At 72.1% G+C, this 15,176-nt stretch carries 16 protein-coding genes; 10 read left to right on the top strand and 6 right to left on the bottom strand.

What is annotated here, in order from left to right:
* Nucleotides 1-3: 3 nt before the first annotated feature.
* The gene (locus tag WFK95_RS16060; protein WP_224651217.1) at nt 4-636 is read right to left on the bottom strand and encodes a VOC family protein; all 633 of its coding nucleotides are present in this window, start codon (nt 634-636) and stop codon (nt 4-6) included.
* Nucleotides 637-642: 6 nt separating this feature from the next.
* On the opposite strand from WFK95_RS16060, the gene WFK95_RS16055 reads away from it, so the two are divergent.
* Nucleotides 643-3,048, top strand: a complete 2,406-nt coding sequence (locus WFK95_RS16055; protein WP_336671248.1) for an HNH endonuclease signature motif containing protein — start codon at nt 643-645, stop codon at nt 3,046-3,048.
* 25 nt (nt 3,049-3,073) lie between these two features.
* Here the strand turns inward: WFK95_RS16055 and WFK95_RS16050 are convergent, their stop codons facing one another.
* Both WFK95_RS16050 and WFK95_RS16045 read right to left on the bottom strand, forming a co-directional pair.
* Nucleotides 3,074-3,937 carry an alpha/beta fold hydrolase gene (locus tag WFK95_RS16050; protein WP_224651221.1) on the bottom strand — a complete coding sequence of 288 codons (864 nt, stop codon included), beginning with the start codon at nt 3,935-3,937 and terminating at the stop codon, nt 3,074-3,076.
* Complete coding sequence (locus WFK95_RS16045) at nt 3,934-4,287, bottom strand: DUF2834 domain-containing protein (protein WP_224651223.1); 354 nt, start codon at nt 4,285-4,287, stop codon at nt 3,934-3,936. The genes WFK95_RS16050 and WFK95_RS16045 overlap by 4 nt, the downstream gene beginning before the upstream one ends.
* Before the next feature lie 79 nt (nt 4,288-4,366).
* Here WFK95_RS16045 and WFK95_RS16040 point away from each other — a divergent pair, with 79 nt between their 5' ends.
* Genes WFK95_RS16040 through tsaD form a run of 4 tightly spaced genes read left to right on the top strand, consistent with a single transcriptional unit; the run spans nt 4,367 to nt 7,130 of the window.
* A complete protein-coding gene (locus tag WFK95_RS16040) occupies nt 4,367-4,996 on the top strand; it encodes a TetR/AcrR family transcriptional regulator (RefSeq protein WP_224651225.1) in 630 nt (209 codons plus the stop codon).
* Nucleotides 4,997-5,045: 49 nt separating this feature from the next.
* Nucleotides 5,046-5,636 carry a tRNA (adenosine(37)-N6)-threonylcarbamoyltransferase complex dimerization subunit type 1 TsaB gene (gene tsaB, locus WFK95_RS16035; RefSeq protein WP_224651227.1) on the top strand — a complete coding sequence of 197 codons (591 nt, stop codon included), beginning with the start codon at nt 5,046-5,048 and terminating at the stop codon, nt 5,634-5,636.
* Complete coding sequence (gene rimI, locus WFK95_RS16030; protein ID WP_224651229.1) at nt 5,629-6,099, top strand: ribosomal protein S18-alanine N-acetyltransferase; 471 nt, start codon at nt 5,629-5,631, stop codon at nt 6,097-6,099. The genes tsaB and rimI overlap by 8 nt, the downstream gene beginning before the upstream one ends.
* Nucleotides 6,096-7,130, top strand: coding sequence for a tRNA (adenosine(37)-N6)-threonylcarbamoyltransferase complex transferase subunit TsaD (gene tsaD / locus WFK95_RS16025; protein ID WP_336671247.1), 1,035 nt, complete (start codon nt 6,096-6,098; stop codon nt 7,128-7,130). Before rimI ends, tsaD begins: the two co-directional genes overlap by 4 nt.
* A gap of 10 nt (nt 7,131-7,140) precedes the next feature.
* Here the strand turns inward: tsaD and WFK95_RS16020 are convergent, their stop codons facing one another.
* Nucleotides 7,141-7,569: a MarR family winged helix-turn-helix transcriptional regulator gene (locus tag WFK95_RS16020; protein ID WP_336671246.1), complete on the bottom strand. Its 429-nt coding sequence runs from the start codon at nt 7,567-7,569 to the stop codon at nt 7,141-7,143.
* Nucleotides 7,570-7,708: 139 nt separating this feature from the next.
* Between WFK95_RS16020 and WFK95_RS16015 the strand changes: the two genes are divergently transcribed.
* Together WFK95_RS16015 and WFK95_RS16010 are read left to right on the top strand one after the other, a co-directional pair.
* Nucleotides 7,709-9,196, top strand: coding sequence for an MFS transporter (locus tag WFK95_RS16015; RefSeq protein WP_374201364.1), 1,488 nt, complete (start codon nt 7,709-7,711; stop codon nt 9,194-9,196).
* Between the two features lie 109 nt (nt 9,197-9,305).
* A complete protein-coding gene (locus WFK95_RS16010) occupies nt 9,306-9,569 on the top strand; it encodes a (4Fe-4S)-binding protein (RefSeq protein WP_336671245.1) in 264 nt (87 codons plus the stop codon).
* Between the two features lie 6 nt (nt 9,570-9,575).
* Here WFK95_RS16010 and WFK95_RS16005 read toward each other — a convergent pair whose 3' ends face one another.
* Nucleotides 9,576-10,436, bottom strand: coding sequence for an AraC family transcriptional regulator (locus WFK95_RS16005; RefSeq protein ID WP_336671244.1), 861 nt, complete (start codon nt 10,434-10,436; stop codon nt 9,576-9,578).
* Between the two features lie 72 nt (nt 10,437-10,508).
* Here WFK95_RS16005 and WFK95_RS16000 point away from each other — a divergent pair, with 72 nt between their 5' ends.
* The gene (locus WFK95_RS16000; protein WP_336671243.1) at nt 10,509-11,201 is read left to right on the top strand and encodes an alpha/beta hydrolase; all 693 of its coding nucleotides are present in this window, start codon (nt 10,509-10,511) and stop codon (nt 11,199-11,201) included.
* Between the two features lie 46 nt (nt 11,202-11,247).
* Here the strand turns inward: WFK95_RS16000 and WFK95_RS15995 are convergent, their stop codons facing one another.
* A complete protein-coding gene (locus WFK95_RS15995) occupies nt 11,248-11,706 on the bottom strand; it encodes a MarR family winged helix-turn-helix transcriptional regulator (RefSeq protein ID WP_374201365.1) in 459 nt (152 codons plus the stop codon).
* A 61-nt stretch (nt 11,707-11,767) separates the two neighbouring features.
* On the opposite strand from WFK95_RS15995, the gene WFK95_RS15990 reads away from it, so the two are divergent.
* Together WFK95_RS15990 and WFK95_RS15985 are read left to right on the top strand one after the other, a co-directional pair.
* Complete coding sequence (locus tag WFK95_RS15990; protein WP_336671242.1) at nt 11,768-13,333, top strand: MFS transporter; 1,566 nt, start codon at nt 11,768-11,770, stop codon at nt 13,331-13,333.
* Between the two features lie 47 nt (nt 13,334-13,380).
* The gene (locus WFK95_RS15985) at nt 13,381-15,132 is read left to right on the top strand and encodes a DUF2339 domain-containing protein (protein ID WP_336671241.1); all 1,752 of its coding nucleotides are present in this window, start codon (nt 13,381-13,383) and stop codon (nt 15,130-15,132) included.
* Nucleotides 15,133-15,176 lie beyond the last annotated feature (44 nt).

Raw genomic sequence — 15,176 nt, 5'->3', positions numbered from 1 at the left:
CGTTCAGTCCCTGCCGGCCACGGTGCAGATGCAGGCGTGATTGCCCTGGGCGTCCGCGAGCACCCAGAAGCTGGGGGCATGCGTGCCGGACACCAGCCGGCCGCCGGCCGCGACCGCGGCGTCGATGCGGCCCCGCGCCTCCCGCGGGTCGACCCAGACGTCCAGGTGGAAGCGCTGGCGCGGGGGCTCGTGCGCGTCGGTGCGCTGGAACCAGAGAATCGCGTCGGCGCCGTGCGCGCGGATCTCCAGATCGCCGTCGTCGTCCTGCACTTCGGCGCCGAGCACCGCAGACCAGAAGGGTGCGATCTCGGCGGCGTCCGCCGTGTCGAGGCCCAGCTCTACCACCGACGACTCCCCGGGATTCGCGGTGATCTCCCGCTCGCGCGCGATCTCCGAGAACCGCGCGGCGAGCCGGCGGTCCCGGTCGGTGACGCCGCCGGCGTCGTGGCTGTAGAGCAGGACGTCGACGGTGCCGTACCGCAGAGTGAGGTCGGGGTGGTGGTTCGCGGCCTCGGCCGCGGCGGCGAACGCGGTCACCAGCTCGAGCCCGGCGGTGAAGTCGCGGGTGCGGAACCGGGTGTGCAGGCCGCGGACGAGCGGCGCCCAGTCGGGGAGGGGATCGGTGTTCTCGCTCATGACTCCATGGTGCTCCCCGGCACCGACAAGTTCGCGCGATCCCTCATGTTCGGCTCTTGCAATCACATCGAACAAGAGTGCGATGAAGGCATGAACGGACCCGGCGCGTTGACGAACCTGCCGGAGGCTCTGGTGCCTTCGGGGTTGGCCGACGGTGCGGCGGGTTCCGGGGTGTTGGAGTCGGTACTGGTGGCGCAGCGACGGTCGGAGTGCGTTGCGTTCTGTCGGACGATGTCGGCGGTGTATGCGCTGTTCCGAGACCGGTACGGGGAGCGGGAGTCGGCATTCCTGGCATCGGATCCGATCGGTGGCGCGGATTTCTATGCGGTGCGGCGGGAGCTGTCGCTGGCCTACGAGGCCGTGAAGGCGGAGATCTCGGTGGCGCTGCGGATCGGGCCGACGGCCACGGAGACGGTGATCGAACAGGCGGTGGGTTTCGTCGAACGCCTGCCGCGGGTGTTCGCGTTGATCGGCCGCAATGTGCTCTCTCCGCGGGGTGGGATGGAGGCGCTGAGCCGCGCGCGGGCTCTGACCGGGGCGCAGGCGGTGGAGTTCGATGAGCGGCTCGCGGATCTGTTGACCGCGGATCCGCTGCAGCTGGTGTCGGTTCCGGCGTTGCGGGAGGCGGCCGATCTCCTCGTTCACGAGATCGATCCGGTGGCGGCGGAGCGTCGGCGGCGGATGGCGGAGGAGGACCGTCGGGTGACGTTCCGTCCGGCGGAGGACGGGATGGCGGCGGCGTACGCGCTGCTGACGGCGCATGAGGGCCTCGAGCTCGGGGTGCGGGTGGACGAGATCGCCGAGACGGTGTGCGAGTCGGACCCGCGGACGGCGGCGCAGCGGCGGGCGGACGGGCTGATGATGCTGGTTCGCGGGTACGTCACGCTGGGCTGCTGGTGCACGGTGCCGGGCTGCCCGTTGCAGGAGGCCCGCCCGGTGGGGGATGCAGGCTCGGACGACGAGGGTGTGCGGGTGGTGACCCGGTACCGCACGTTGATCCACGTGGTGGTGAACGAGAAGACCCTCGCCGACCCGGGCAACAGCGATGCGGGGTTTCTGATCGGGCACGGTCCCATCACCGCGCAGTACGCCCGCGATCTCGCCGCCCGCGACGATGCGGTCCTGCGCCCCTTCGGCGACGAGCTCCCCGACGGAGCCGAGGTTGAATCGGAGGGCGTCGCGGCAGACACCGCGGCCGCGAGCGATCCGGAGCCGAGGAGCGGCGTCGAGTCGAGCGTTGACCTCGCCGGCGCAGCGAGCGTTCCGGCTGACGAAGCTGCCGATTCCGTTGTTGATGCCGCGTGCACCGGCGGGGCGTGGCCTGCTGCGGATGAGGTGTCGCTCGTCGGCGCCGATCACGAAGTCGACCGCGAGCAGCCTGACCCCCCGGCCCGGCCGTCGCCTCGGCCGCCGCGGCCGGTCTGGTTCCGCTCGCCGGGACTCGACGTCACGCGCCGCGCCCCCGCGAGTGTCCTGCTCGCCGCGCGCTGCTGCCACGCGGATCTTCCGATGCCGACCGACCCGCGCGCTTTCCTGATCATCCCGACCGAGACTGATCTTGGTGTGTCGGAACCCGGCGCGCCGGAACCAGATGCACTGGAGCAGGATTCGTCGGATCCCCGTGCGCCGGAACAGGATGCATCGGACCTCGCAGCGCCGGAACTCGAACCGGCCGAAGCAGGTTCGACCGCATCGGATCCCGCGTCGCCGGCGGAGGTGAAGCCCTCCGCTGTGGGTGCGTCTTCGCCGGACGACGAACCGATCGCTGCCGTAGAGGGGACAGCTCTGCCCAAACCCACCCTGACAGCGGTGAGCCCGCGGGCGCTGGTGATCGCGCAGGGCAGCAGCGGCTACCGGTTCTCCGCCGATCTCAACCGCTACCTCGCGCTGCTCTACCCGCGCTGCGTCTTCCCTCTGTGCACCCGGCCGGCTTCGCGCTGCCAGATCGACCACGCCCGCGAATACGACCACCGCGACCCCACCCGCGGCGGCGCCACCACCGCCGGTAACGGCCAGCCCCTCTGTCTGCCCCACCACCAGCTCAAGACCGCCGGCCTGTGGACCGATGCCCGCCTGCCCGACGGCCGCATTCTCTGGATCGGTCCTACCGGCGAGCGGATCATCGTCGACCCCACCCGCACCATCCTGGCCATGTTCCCCGACCTGGCCCGGATCGCCTGGACCACACCCGAAGCCGCCTCGCAACGGAAGGCGCCTTCACCCGGCGGCCCCACCCGACTCCAGAGGGAACACGCTCGACGCGAACGGCTGCGCGCCGCACACCTCGACGCCCTCGTCCGTGAGCGCGACGAACGCGAGAACGTCAGCTCCGTCGAGCACCACCTCGAGACGGTCCTCGCCGGACGGAATCCCGCGCATCACCCACCGCCGGACGAACCCCCGCCCTTCTAGTGGTCGGGAGCGCTCGGGGCGGGAGCTACCGGGAGGGTAGCGCGGCGATCTCGGTGATCGCCCGCACGACGGCCTGCGGATCGTCGAGGGAGACGAAGGTGCGGGCACCGTCGACCTCGACGAACCGGGTGCCGCCCGGGCGGTCGTCCCCGAAGGCGGCGGCGAGGCGGCGGCCCAGCGCGGGCGTGAAGCACCGATCGGCCGTGCCCCACACGAGCGTGACCGGTCCGGGGAAGTCGCGCATCGTCGGCGAGACCCGCGCCAGATCGGGCGGATCGATACCGGCGAGCAGCGTCGCGAGGTCGGCGCGGATCTTGGCGGCCACCTGCGTCGGTCGCACCCAGGACGCGGTCACGCCCGGGTCGGGATCGGTGACGAGCAGCCCGAAGCCGACCGGCGAGTGCCGCAGCGCCGTCGAGCCCAACATCGCCATCATCGGGCGGACCAGCGCGCGACGGCTCAGCAGCGCGAAGAACGTCGCGAAGGGCTGCGGCGGAAAGACCTCGAAGGCATCGCAATTGGTGAGCACCACCCGGCCGATCAGCTCGGGCCGATCATGCAGCACGTACTGGCAGACCGCGCCGCCCGTGTCGTTGCCGACGAGCGTGCAGCCCTGCAGGCCCTGGTCCTCGATGAAGTCGGCGACCATGCGGGCGACGCCGCGCGGACCGTCGGCGACGGCCTTCGGGCAGGCGATGCGGTGCGAGCCGAGCGGCCATGTGACCGACCAGCACCGGTGCCCGGCGGCGCCGAGCGTGCCGGCGACGCGGTCCCAGAGCTGGAGGTCGACGACCGCGCCGTGCACGAACAGTACGGGCGGGTGGTCGGAGGTCTCCGGCCCGTAGACGTGGAAGTCGACGGTGCCGGTGGGGAGCGAGGCGAGGCTCATGCGAGGACTCCGGACGGCGCGGGCGCGGCGTCGCCGGTCGCCCGGGCGTCGCGGGTCTCGCGCAGGTAGAGGTACAGGGGGAGCGACAGCGAGAGCCCGACGAGGCAGGTCGCCGGGATCACGAGCCACCAGCGCCGCACCCCGAGCCGCTGCGCGTCCGCCGACGACCACACGAGGAAGACGACGATCGACAGCAGCACGTCGGCGGTGAAGCCCGAGGCCGCTCCGTTCGGGAACAGGCTCGTGGCGAACAGGGGGAGGTCGAGGCCCTCGGCGGCGAAGAAGCCGCCGAAGAAGGCCCACGGCACCACGGTGCCGATCACCATCATGAGCAGGTAGAACCACCGCATGGCACACCCTTCCGAGAGTCGGCGGCTAGAGTCGGAGCGAAGTTACGAACACTCGGTATGAAAGTTACGTGCAGCCTGTATGGAAGTCAATGGTGAAGATCGGGGCGGCCGCCGGACCCAGGCGGAGCGCACCGCCGCGACCCGCACCGCGCTGATCGCCGCGGCCCGCGAGCTGTTCGCCGAGCACGGCTACGCCGGCGTCGGCACCCAGGCGATCGTCGAGGCCGCGGGCGTCACCCGGGGCGCGCTCTACCACCAGTTCGGAGACAAGCGCGGACTGTTCGAGGCCGTCTTCGACGCGGTGGAAGAAGCGAGCATCGGGGCCGCCGGACGGGCCGCCGTGGCGGCCGCGGAGGATCTCGGGCCGGTCGACACCATGCTCGTCGCCGTCGACACCTTCATGGCCGCCATCGCCGATCCCGGCGTCACGCGGATCACCATGATCGACGCCCCCGCGGTGCTCGGGTGGGAGGGTTGGCGCGCCCGCGGCGAGAAGTACGGGCTCGCGGTGATCGAGTCCCTGCTCGCCGGGGCGATGGACCAGGGGCACATCACCCCGGAACCGACGCGCCCACTCGCGCACGCGCTGCTCGGGATGCTCGACGAATCCGCTTTGTACATCACCCGGGCCGCCGATCCCGACGCCGCGCTGGCCCAGATGCGCGCCGTCATCGCTCGCGTGGTGCGCGGGCTGATACTCCCGCACTGACGCCCGAGCGGATTCGGGGTGCGCGGCGCCGAGGCGGTAACCTGCAGGTATGTACGTGCTCGCCCTGGACACCGCCACGCCGGCGCTCACGGTGGGCATCGTCGACTCCGAGACCGGCGCCGTGCTCGCCCGCCGCGACCGCACGCACGCGCGCGGCCACGCCGAGGTGCTCGTGCCCTACCTGCTCGAATGTCTCGCCGAGGCCGGACTGGAGCGCGCCGACCTGGGCGCCGTCATCGTCGGCTGCGGCCCCGGCCCGTTCACGGGCCTGCGGGTCGGCATGGCCACCGCCGCCGCCTTCGGCGACGCCCTCGGCATCGAGGTGCACGGCGTGTGCAGCCTCGACGCCATCGCCGCCGAGGCGCTCACGCGGGGCGAGAGCGGCGACGTGGTCGTCGTCACCGACGCTCGCCGCAAGGAGGTCTACTGGGCCCGCTACGCCGACGGTGTCCGCACGGAGGGTCCGGGCGTCATCAAGCCCGCGGAGCTGGACGTCGACGGCGCGCGGACCGTGGAGGGATCGCCGACGCCGGCGAGTCTGGTCGCGGTCGGCAGGCATCTCCTCGGCACCGCGCCGCAGCCGCTCGTGCCGCTGTACCTGCGCCGCCCCGACGCCGTCGAAACGGCCGCGCGTGCCTGAGATCCCGATCGGACCACTGCGTCCCGACGAGGCCGAGCGCTGCGCCGAACTGGAGACCGTCCTGTTCGCCGGCGACAACCCCTGGCCCGCCTCGGCGTTCACGCCCGAGCGACACACCCGCTTCTTCGCCGCCCGCGACGACGCCGCGGGCGGCAGGCTCGTCGGCTACGCCGGCATCGGCCTGCTGGGCAACACCTTCTTCCCCGAGTCCGAGGTGCTCACCATCGGCGTCGACCCGGAGTATCAGGGCAGGGGAGTGGGATACGCGCTCCTGCGCACTCTCCTCGATGAGGCCGACCGGCACGGCGGCGCCGTCTTCCTCGAGGTGCGCACCGACAACGACACCGCCCGGACGCTGTACGAGCGCAACGGATTCGCCGTCGTCGGGGTGCGGAAGAACTATTACCGTCCGTCCGGGGCCGACGCGTACACGATGAAGCGGGAAGCGCAGGGACAGCGATGATCGTCATGGGTGTCGAGAGCTCGTGCGACGAGACCGGCGTCGGCATCGTCGACTGGGATCCGGAGTCGAAGACGGCGCGGCTGCTCGCCGACGAGGTCGCCTCCTCGCAGGAGGAGCACGCCCGCTACGGCGGCGTCGTTCCCGAGGTCGCCTCGCGCGCCCACCTCGAGGCCATCGTGCCGACGATGCAGCGCGCCCTCGCCGCGGCCGGCGTCGACCGGCCCGACGCGCTCGCCGTCACCATCGGACCCGGCCTCGCGGGCGCCCTGCTCGTGGGCGTCGCGGCCGCGAAAGCCTATGCGGCGGCGTGGGACGTGCCCTTCTACGGCCTCAACCACCTGGGCGGACACGTCGCCGTCGACACCCTCGAGCACGGCCCGATGCCGCCCTGCATCGCGCTGCTCGTCTCCGGTGGGCACACGCACCTGCTGCACGTGACCGATCTCGGCGCCCCGATCACGGAGCTCGGTACCACCGTCGACGACGCCGCGGGGGAGGCCTTCGACAAGGTCGCCCGCCTGCTCGGCCTCGGCTATCCCGGCGGACCCGTGATCGACGAGCTCGCGCGCCAGGGCGACCCGAAGGCGATCCGGTTCCCGCGCGCCATGACCCGGCAGCAGGACGCCCGGCACGACTTCTCCTTCAGCGGGCTCAAGACCGCGGTCGCGCGGCACGTCGAGGCGGAGAACGCCGCGGGCCGCCCGCTGAACGTGCCCGACATCGCCGCGTCCTTCCAGGAGGCGGTCGCGGACGTGTTGACCTTCAAGGCGATCCGCGCCGCGCAGGACGTCGGCGTGGAGACGATGGTGCTCGGCGGCGGCGCCACCGCGAACTCGCGCATCCGCTCGCTCGCGCAGGAACGCTGCGACGCCGCGGGCATCGAACTGCGCGTGCCCAAGCCGCGGCTGTGCACCGATAACGGCGTGATGATCGCGGCGCTCGGCGCGCACGTCATCGACGCGGACCCGACGCCCACGGATCTCGGCGCCGCGACCGACCCCGGGCTCTCGGTCACGCTCACGAAGTTGTAGGCGGGGGTCCTCAGGCCTCCCCGGCGCGCGCGGCAAGCGCCGCGTTGAGGGCGGTGAGGCCGGAGATCAGCGCCTCGCGGTCGGTCTCGTCGAGGTCGGCCATGATCGACCCGATGCCGCGCAGCTTGACGTCGCGGTCGCGCTGGAACGCGGCCCGTCCGGCGGCGGTCGCGCGGATGCGTTTCGGGCCGGAGACGGCACCGTCGGCCTCGAGCAGGCCGTGCTCGATGGCCTTGTTGACCTGCCTGTTCACGGTGGATTGCTCCAGCTCGAGCTCGGTGGCGATCTCCTTGAGTGTGCTCGGCCCGGCGTAGTCGAGCAGCAGCAGCACCATGTACGCCGAGCGGTCGAGGTGCAGCTCCATCGACCGCGGGCGCGCCCGCATGTGCCGCCCGAGGGCGGTGATCTCCCGCTCGAGGCGGCGCGCCGCGTCGTCCATGCTTCCTCCTCGAGGATCGATGCGCCGATTCTGTCAGGCGCGGAATGTCCGTGTTGCACGGTGCGCGCTCGAGGCATATGGTTGCACAGTTCAACGATATGTATGTTACACACATTCAATCGTTCCCCCACGTAGAGAGGTGGTCCCCGTGACCAGCACCGCTACCGGACAGGGCGCGCTCGCATCGAGCGGCTCCCGCCGGAACCACCCACTCGTGACCGTGATCATCCTGTGCTTCGGCGGCATGGTCGCCGCGCTCATGCAGTCGCTCGTGATCCCGATCCAGCCCGAGCTGCCGCAGCTGCTGAACACCTCGACGGCGAACGCCTCCTGGGTCATCACCGCCACGCTGCTCGCCGCCGCCGTCGCCATGCCCATCGGCGGCCGCCTCGCCGACATGATCGGCAAGCGTCGCGTCCTCATCCTCAGCGCCGCGCTGCTCGTCGCGGGCTCGCTCGCCGCGGCACTGTCCACCGGGCTGCTCCTGATGCTGCTCGGCCGCGTGCTGCAGGGCCTGGCCATGGCCTTCATCCCCGTCGGCATCTCGATGATGCGCGAGGTCACGCCTCCCGCGATGACCGCGACGGCCGTCGCCGCCATGAGCGCGACCCTCGGCGTCGGCGGCGCCATCGGCCTGCCGCTCTCGGCGTGGATCGCGCAGACCTACGACTGGCACATGCTGTTCTGGGTGTCGACGGTGCTCGCCGGGCTCATCCTGGCCGCCGTCCTGTTCGTGCTGCCCGACGGTGCCCCCGGCGTCGGCGGCCGGATCGACGTGATCGGCTCGATCGGCCTCGCCGTCGGGCTCGTGGCGACCCTCGTCGCCGTCTCCAAGGGCAACGACTGGGGCTGGGCGTCCGGCACCACGCTCGGACTGCTCGTCGGCGGCCTCATCGTGCTCGTCGCGTGGGGCTTCTTCGAACTGCGGCACGACGATCCGCTCGTCGACCTGCGGACCTCCGCGCGGCCCCGCGTGCTCATCACCAACATCGCGACCGTGACCATCGGCTTCGGCATGATGGCGATGATGCTCTGCGTCCCGCAGATCATGGAGTACCCCACCTCCACCGGATTCGGCCTGGGCAAGAGCATGCTCGAGGCTGGCCTGTGGATGATGCCCGGCGGCATCATGATGATGATCTTCGCGCCGGTCTCCAGCATCCTCATCAAGAAGGTCGGCCCCGCCGTGACCCTCGCCAGCGGCGCGTTCGTCGTGGCCGGCGGCTACGTGCTCGCGTATTTCCTCATGGACGCCGCCTGGAAGCTCTCGCTCGCGTCGATCGTCGGCACCGTCGGCGTCGCGATCGCCTACGCCGCCATGCCCACGATCATCATGTCCTCGGTGCCGCAGAGCGAGACCGGCGCCGCGATCGGCCTGAACGCGCTGATGCGCTCGCTGGGCACCACGATCTGCTCCGCCGTCGCCGCCGCGATCATCTCCGCCAAGTCGGTGACGATGGCCGGGCACGTGATCCCCACGCAGGGCGCCTTCGAGACGATCTTCGTGGTCGCCGCCGTCGCCGCGCTGCTCGCCGGCGTCATCGCGCTGATGATCCCCAAGCCCCAGGTGGAGGACCCCGCCGAGACGGACGCTCCGGCCGAGGTCGCCCCGGCCGCTGCGAAGTAGCGCTCCGCGACGGTATTCCTCCGCGCGACTGATCCCGCCCCGTTCCTCCTGGAACGCGGCGGGATCCGTCGTCCGGTGGGAGAATCGGTGGCAGGACGAGGAGGTCGTCATGACCGAGGGCACCGACCGGCCGCGCATCATCGAATACGCGGGAGACGGATTCGTCATCACCTGGGAACCGGCTCGCTGCCGGCATGCGGCGGAGTGCGTCCGGGGACTTCCCACGGTCTTAGACAACACGCGCCGCCCCTGGATCGTCACCGACGGTGCCACGGTCGACGAGGTCGTCACCGTCGTCGACCGGTGTCCGAGTTACGCGCTCGGCTACCGCACCGCCGACGGGCGGTCGCGATCCGCGCCCGCGGGGGCGTGAGGACCGCTACTGCTGCGCGCGCCAGCGCAGGGGAGGGGTGCCGAAGCGGCGGTGGAAGGCCCGGCTGAAACCCGCCTCCGACGCGTAGCCCACCGCGCGGCCCACTTCCGCGACGGGGGAGTCGGTGTCGCGCAACAGCTCTGCTGCCCGATCGAGTCGCCGCGCGGCGACGTACGCGGCCGGCGGCACGCCCAGCGAGCGGGTGAACCGTGCTGCCAAAGCCGACCGTGACAAGGCGGCGACGCGGGCGAGTTCGTCGATGCTCCAAGGGTGTTCGGGGTGCGCGTGCACGGCGGTGAGCACCGGTCCGAGCCGTGGGTCCATCGCGGCGGTCAGCCAGCCGGGGCCGGACTCCGCTCCCGCCGCCCACTGGCGCAGTGCGTGGATGAAGAGCAGGTCGAGGATCCGCGCCGCCATGACGTGGCTGCCCGGGCTCGGCGAATCCGTCTCGGCGAGGAGCAGTTCCAGGCTCGCGCGCAGCCACTGCGCGTCGGGCGCCGCCCCCGAGCAGTGGATCACCGGTGGCAGCACCGCGAGCACGGGGTCGGCGACGGCGTGGTCGGCCGTGAACTCCCCGGTGACCCAGTCCGCGCCCGCGGGACCGGACAGCACGTGCTCGTCGCCCCGGGGGAGCAGCGCCATGTCGGAGGGGCCCAGCGCCACCGTCGTGCCGCCGACGCGCACCGTCATCCCCTCGGATACCGCGAGGTGGACGACCCGCCGTCCTGTGATGCGCAGGCTGACGGGCCGGGTGGAGGACCCGCGGCGCACGCGGTCGCCGCGCAGGTGCACGGCGCGAAGCAGCGCGCTGAGGGCGTCCGGCGCATCGTCTGGACGATCGGCAAAGAAAGAGGGTGAATCAGGCATGGTATTTGACCTTGCATCCTTCTAGCGTGGACAGGGCAAGGATAAGCCACTGCACACGAAAGGTCACTACCGATGACGAAGCCCACGATCGTCCTGGTCCACGGATTCTGGGGCGGGGCCGCCCACTGGGGAGATCTCATCGTCGAGCTGCGTCGCCGCGGCTACCCCGAGCTGCGGGCCGTCGAGAACCCGCTCACCTCTCTCGCCGACGACGCCGAGCGCACGCGGAAGATGGTCGCGCAGGTCGACGGTCCCGTGCTGCTCGTCGGCCACTCCTACGGCGGCGCCGTGATCACCGAGGCCGGGAACCAGCCCAACGTCGTGGGCCTGGTCTACGTCGCGGCCTTCGCGCCCGACGTGGGCGAGAGCCCCGGCGCGATCACCGAGCAGCACCCGCCGGCCGCCGTCGACGCGATCGCCCCCGACTCCGACGGCTACCTGTGGATCGCGCAGGACCGCTTCCGCGACAGCTTCGCCCAGGACCTCGACGAGGACGCCGCGCTCGTCATGGCCGTCACGCAGAAGGCCCCGCTCGGCTCGACGTTCGGCGACACCGTGACGGATCCGGCCTGGCGGCACAAGCCGAGCTGGTACCAGGTGTCCACGCAGGACCGGATGATCCACCCGGACAACGAGCGCCGGATGGCCGAGCGCATCGGCGCCCGCGAGGTGATCGAACTCGACGCGAGCCACGCCTCCCTGGCCTCGCATCCCCGCGAGATCGCGGATCTCATCGACCGCGCGGTGACCGGCCTCGACGGCTGACCGTCGGGTCGATCACTCCGAGCCGAGGTTCACTCCGAGCCGAGGCTCACTCCTCGCCGCAGAGGTACTCCCGCATTCCGCACTCGGCCGATTCGGCGCGCAACACCGCGCGCTGGGTCGGCCGAGCCGCGTCGTAGCGCTGACGGCCGCTGTCGGTGATGGCGGTGAACACCGACCGTCGATCGCTCTCGCACATGCTGCGGGTCGCGAGGCCGTCCTTCTCGAGGCGCGCGACCAGACGCGAGAGCGCCGACTGGGAGAGGTGCACGTGCTCGGCCAGGTCGGCCATGCGCACGTTGGCGCGGTCCCCGGCTCGGGCCAGTTCGAGCTGTTCGAGCACCTCGAACTCCGACGAGGTCAGCTCGTGCGCCGCGAGCGCGCGGTCGAGCGCGCAGGTCATGCGGGAGTAGTCGCGCATCAGCCGGTGCCACTGCTCGGCCAGCGCGTCGTCCGCGGGGGTGCAGGTGCTCACGTCGACCGGGGCGACGTCGCCTTTGACGCTCATGCCCGCAGTCTACACCGGACCGACGCAAAATATTCCTGCGCATTAAATGTGGACACATTTAATGCGTGCGCATAGAGTCTCCGGAGTGACCACGACACACGAACCCCCGACAGCACCGTCGAACCCGACCCCCGGGAGGGAAGAACTCCACGTCACCACCGCCTCCGGCTGGACCTCCCGGACCTGGCTGCTCCTGCTCGTCCTCTGCGGCGCCCTGTTCCTCGACGCCCTCGACATCTCGATGGTGGGCGTGGCACTGCCCTCCATCAAGGCCGCCCTCGGCATGGACCCGTCGTCCCTGCAGTGGATCGTCTCCGGCTACGTCCTCGGCTACGGCGGCCTGCTGCTCCTCGGCGGTCGCGCCGCCGACCTGATCGGCCGGCGTCCCGTCTTCCTCGGCGCCGTCCTCGTCTTCGGCGTGGCCTCCGTCGCCACCGCCTTCGTCGACATGCCGACCGCACTGATCGCGCTGCGCTTCATCAAGGGCGTCGCCGCGGCCTTCACCGTCCCCGCCGGCCTGTCGATCATCACCACGACCTTCGCCGAGGGGCCGGCCCGCAACAAGGCCTTCTCCATCTACACGGTCGCCGGAGCCTCCGGCTTCTCGATGGGCCTGGTCTTCGGCGGCCTGCTCACCGAGGTCTCCTACCGGCTCACCCTGCTGTTCCCCGGCCCGGTCGCCCTCGCGCTGGTCATCCTGGGGTGGAAGGTCATCCCGCGCACCGCACCGTCGGAGACCTTCGCCTTCAAGCGCTTCGACGTGGCCGGGGCCCTCACCTCGACCGGCGCGCTGCTGATCCTCGTCTACACGGTGGTCCAGGCGCCGCACCTCGGCTGGACCTCGGCCACGGTGCTCACCCTGTTCGCCGTGTCCGCGCTGCTCGCGGTCGCCTTCGTGGTGATCGAGGCCAAGCACCGGCACCCGCTGGTCCGGCTGGGCATCCTGCGCTCCGTCCGGCTGGTGCACGCCAACCTTGCCGGCTTCGTCATGTTCGGCGGGTACGCGGCCTTCCAGTTCCTCGTCACGCTGTACGTGCAGGACTCGCTGGGCTGGAGCCCCGTCGCCATGTCGCTGGCCTTCCTGCCCGCCGGCCTGCTCGTGGTGGCCTCGGCGACCAAGATCGACGCCGTGCTCGACCGCGTGAACAGCACCGTCCTCGTCGCCGTCGGCCTCACGGCCTTCCTCGGCGCGTACGTCTGGTTCCTCCGCGCGGAGGCCGGCGCCAGCTACTGGCTGTTCCTGTTCCCGACGATCCTGCTGCTCGGCGTCGGCTTCGCCCTCACCTTCCCGGCCGTGAACTCGCAGGCCACCGAGGGCGTGGACGACGACGAGCAGGGCCTCGCCTCCGGCCTGCTCAACACCTTCATCCAGGTGGGCGGCGCCGTGATGATGGCCGTCGTCACCGCGATCACCACCAGCGCGGGCGCTCAGGCCGTGCCGGGGCAGCTGCTGCCCGGCATGACCACCGCCATCGCCGTGGTCGTCGGGCTCACCCTCGTCGGCCTCGCCGGCACGGTGACGGTCCTCGCCCTCGCCCGCCCGGGCCGGTCCGACGGTGCCGCCGTCCCCGGTCCCGACTCCGCTCCCGGGGTGAAGGCCGAGGTGGGAAGTACCGCCGTCGACTGAGTAGTCCTACGCTGCCGCGCCGCACCCCGGCGCGGCAGCGTAAGGGCATGCCTCAGACCGCCCCGCAATCAGACGCCTGGATCGCCCGGCTCGCCACCGAACTCGATATCACCGTCCGCCGGTTGCAATGGATGCAGACCGAACTCGACGTGATGCGGCGGCCCGTCGCCGTCCCCGTGCTCATCAGCCAGGTGCAGCGGCCGGCGCCGGCTCCCGTGCCGGCGCCCCAGCCGCGCCCGGTGCCGCCGCCTCCGCCGATTCCCTTCCCGGCTCCCGCGCCCGCGCGGCCGGTGCGGCCGCCCGTCTTCACCGTCGCGCGGGTGCTCGCCGGCGCGGGCGTGCTCGTGACGCTGATCGGTGTCGCGCTGCTCCTCGTCCTCGCCGCGCAGGCGGGGCTCCTCGGGCCGGCGGTCCGCGTCGGCCTCGGGACCGCGCTCGCCGCGGGCCTCCTCGGCGCCGCGCTGTGGCTGCATCGGCGCCCCGGCGGACGCATCGGGTCCATCGCCCTCGCCGCCACCGGCGTCGCCGCGACCTACCTCGACACCGTCGCCGTCACCGGGATCTACGAGTGGGTGCCCCCGGTCGTGGGGCTCACCCTCTCGGGCCTCATCGCCCTCGGCGGGCTCGCGCTCGCCCAGCGGTGGCGCAGTCAGTGGCTCGGGATCGCGCTCTACGCTCCCGTCTACCTGCTGGCGCCGCCGCTCGCCGACAACGCCTACCTGCTCGGCGGCTTCACCCTGATCCTCGCCATCGCCTCGATCGGCGTCTCGCGTCCGGCCTCGTGGCCGTGGCTGCACGTGGTCCGCTCGGCCGGCACCTCGCTCACCCTCGCGGCGCTCGCCCTCGGCGCCGGATCGGCCGACGCGCTCCCGATCCTGGGCGCGACGGTGCTCGGCGCCGTCGTCGGCCTCCTCGCCGCCGCCGATCCCGACGCCCGCGCCGGCCGGTGCCGGCCGCTGGTCTCCGCCGGGATCGTCTCCGCGGCGCCCGTGCTGCTCGCGATGATCGCCGCCCCCGAATGGGCCGCCGCGTTCGCCGCCCTCGCCCTGGTCGCGGCGACGATCGCGCTCGGCCTCATGCCGGGTACCGTGCCCGCGGTCCGCGGCGTGTGGTTCGGCGTCGCGGCCTTCGCCGCGCTCATCGGGTCCGTGCTCTGCGCGCCCGCCGCCTCGCTGCCCGCGGTGCTGCTCGCCCTCGGGATCGGCGCGCTGATCGCCGCCGGCCGCGAACCGTCGGCCTGCTGGGCCGGCGCGGCCCTCGGCGGACTGGGCCTCGCCGTCGCGCTCGAGCGGTACGGCGCGACGACGACCCTGCTCGACGATGCCGTCCGCCGCGGCGCGGGCACCGCCCCCGCGATCGCGGCCGCCGTCCTCGCGCTGGTCTTCGCCGTCGTTGCCGCATGGCGACTCGTCCCGCAGGTGCCGGAGGAGAGCCGGAACCTCATCGGCGTGGTCTGCGGCGTCGCGGCCCTCGGTGCGGCGACCGCGCTGCTCGCGAACCTCGGCTGGGCGCTCGGCGGTGCGGAGGGCGCCCGCTGGGGCCACGGCGTCGCCACCGTCGCCTGGATCACGACCGGCGCGTACCTGCTGCTGCAGCGGCGCCACGACTGGGGCACGGCCGGGAACGTCGCCGGGCTCGCGCTCATCGGCGGCGCCGTCGCCAAGCTCTTCCTCTTCGACCTCGCCGCCCTCGACGGTGCGGTGCGCGTGATCGCCTTCCTGCTGGTCGGCATCACCCTGCTGGGGGTGGGCGCGGCCTACGCGGCCCGGTCGGACCGGGCCCGGCGCACCGTCGGATGACGGGACCGCGCCTGGTGGAGTAGCACGCCCTCGTGTGATTCACA

The sequence above is a fragment of the Tsukamurella sp. USMM236 genome (assembly GCF_037148755.1).
In the GTDB taxonomy this organism is placed as follows: domain Bacteria; phylum Actinomycetota; class Actinomycetes; order Mycobacteriales; family Mycobacteriaceae; genus Tsukamurella.
This window is presented reverse-complemented; position numbering and strand designations above follow the sequence as displayed.

Coding starts and splice junctions, on each gene's coding strand:
- WFK95_RS15995 (WP_374201365.1), bottom strand. CDS start 11,706: ATGAGCGTCAAAGGCGACGTCGCCCCGGTCGACGTGAGCACCTGCACC.
- WFK95_RS16055 (WP_336671248.1), top strand. CDS start 643: ATGGTGCTCCCCGGCACCGACAAGTTCGCGCGATCCCTCATGTTCGGC.
- WFK95_RS16005 (WP_336671244.1), bottom strand. CDS start 10,436: ATGCCTGATTCACCCTCTTTCTTTGCCGATCGTCCAGACGATGCGCCG.
- WFK95_RS16060 (WP_224651217.1), bottom strand. CDS start 636: ATGAGCGAGAACACCGATCCCCTCCCCGACTGGGCGCCGCTCGTCCGC.
- WFK95_RS15985 (WP_336671241.1), top strand. CDS start 13,381: ATGCCTCAGACCGCCCCGCAATCAGACGCCTGGATCGCCCGGCTCGCC.
- WFK95_RS16000 (WP_336671243.1), top strand. CDS start 10,509: ATGACGAAGCCCACGATCGTCCTGGTCCACGGATTCTGGGGCGGGGCC.
- WFK95_RS16045 (WP_224651223.1), bottom strand. CDS start 4,287: ATGCGGTGGTTCTACCTGCTCATGATGGTGATCGGCACCGTGGTGCCG.
- WFK95_RS16040 (WP_224651225.1), top strand. CDS start 4,367: ATGGAAGTCAATGGTGAAGATCGGGGCGGCCGCCGGACCCAGGCGGAG.
- tsaB (WP_224651227.1), top strand. CDS start 5,046: ATGTACGTGCTCGCCCTGGACACCGCCACGCCGGCGCTCACGGTGGGC.
- tsaD (WP_336671247.1), top strand. CDS start 6,096: ATGATCGTCATGGGTGTCGAGAGCTCGTGCGACGAGACCGGCGTCGGC.
- WFK95_RS16020 (WP_336671246.1), bottom strand. CDS start 7,569: ATGGACGACGCGGCGCGCCGCCTCGAGCGGGAGATCACCGCCCTCGGG.
- WFK95_RS16050 (WP_224651221.1), bottom strand. CDS start 3,937: ATGAGCCTCGCCTCGCTCCCCACCGGCACCGTCGACTTCCACGTCTAC.
- WFK95_RS15990 (WP_336671242.1), top strand. CDS start 11,768: ATGCGTGCGCATAGAGTCTCCGGAGTGACCACGACACACGAACCCCCG.
- WFK95_RS16010 (WP_336671245.1), top strand. CDS start 9,306: ATGACCGAGGGCACCGACCGGCCGCGCATCATCGAATACGCGGGAGAC.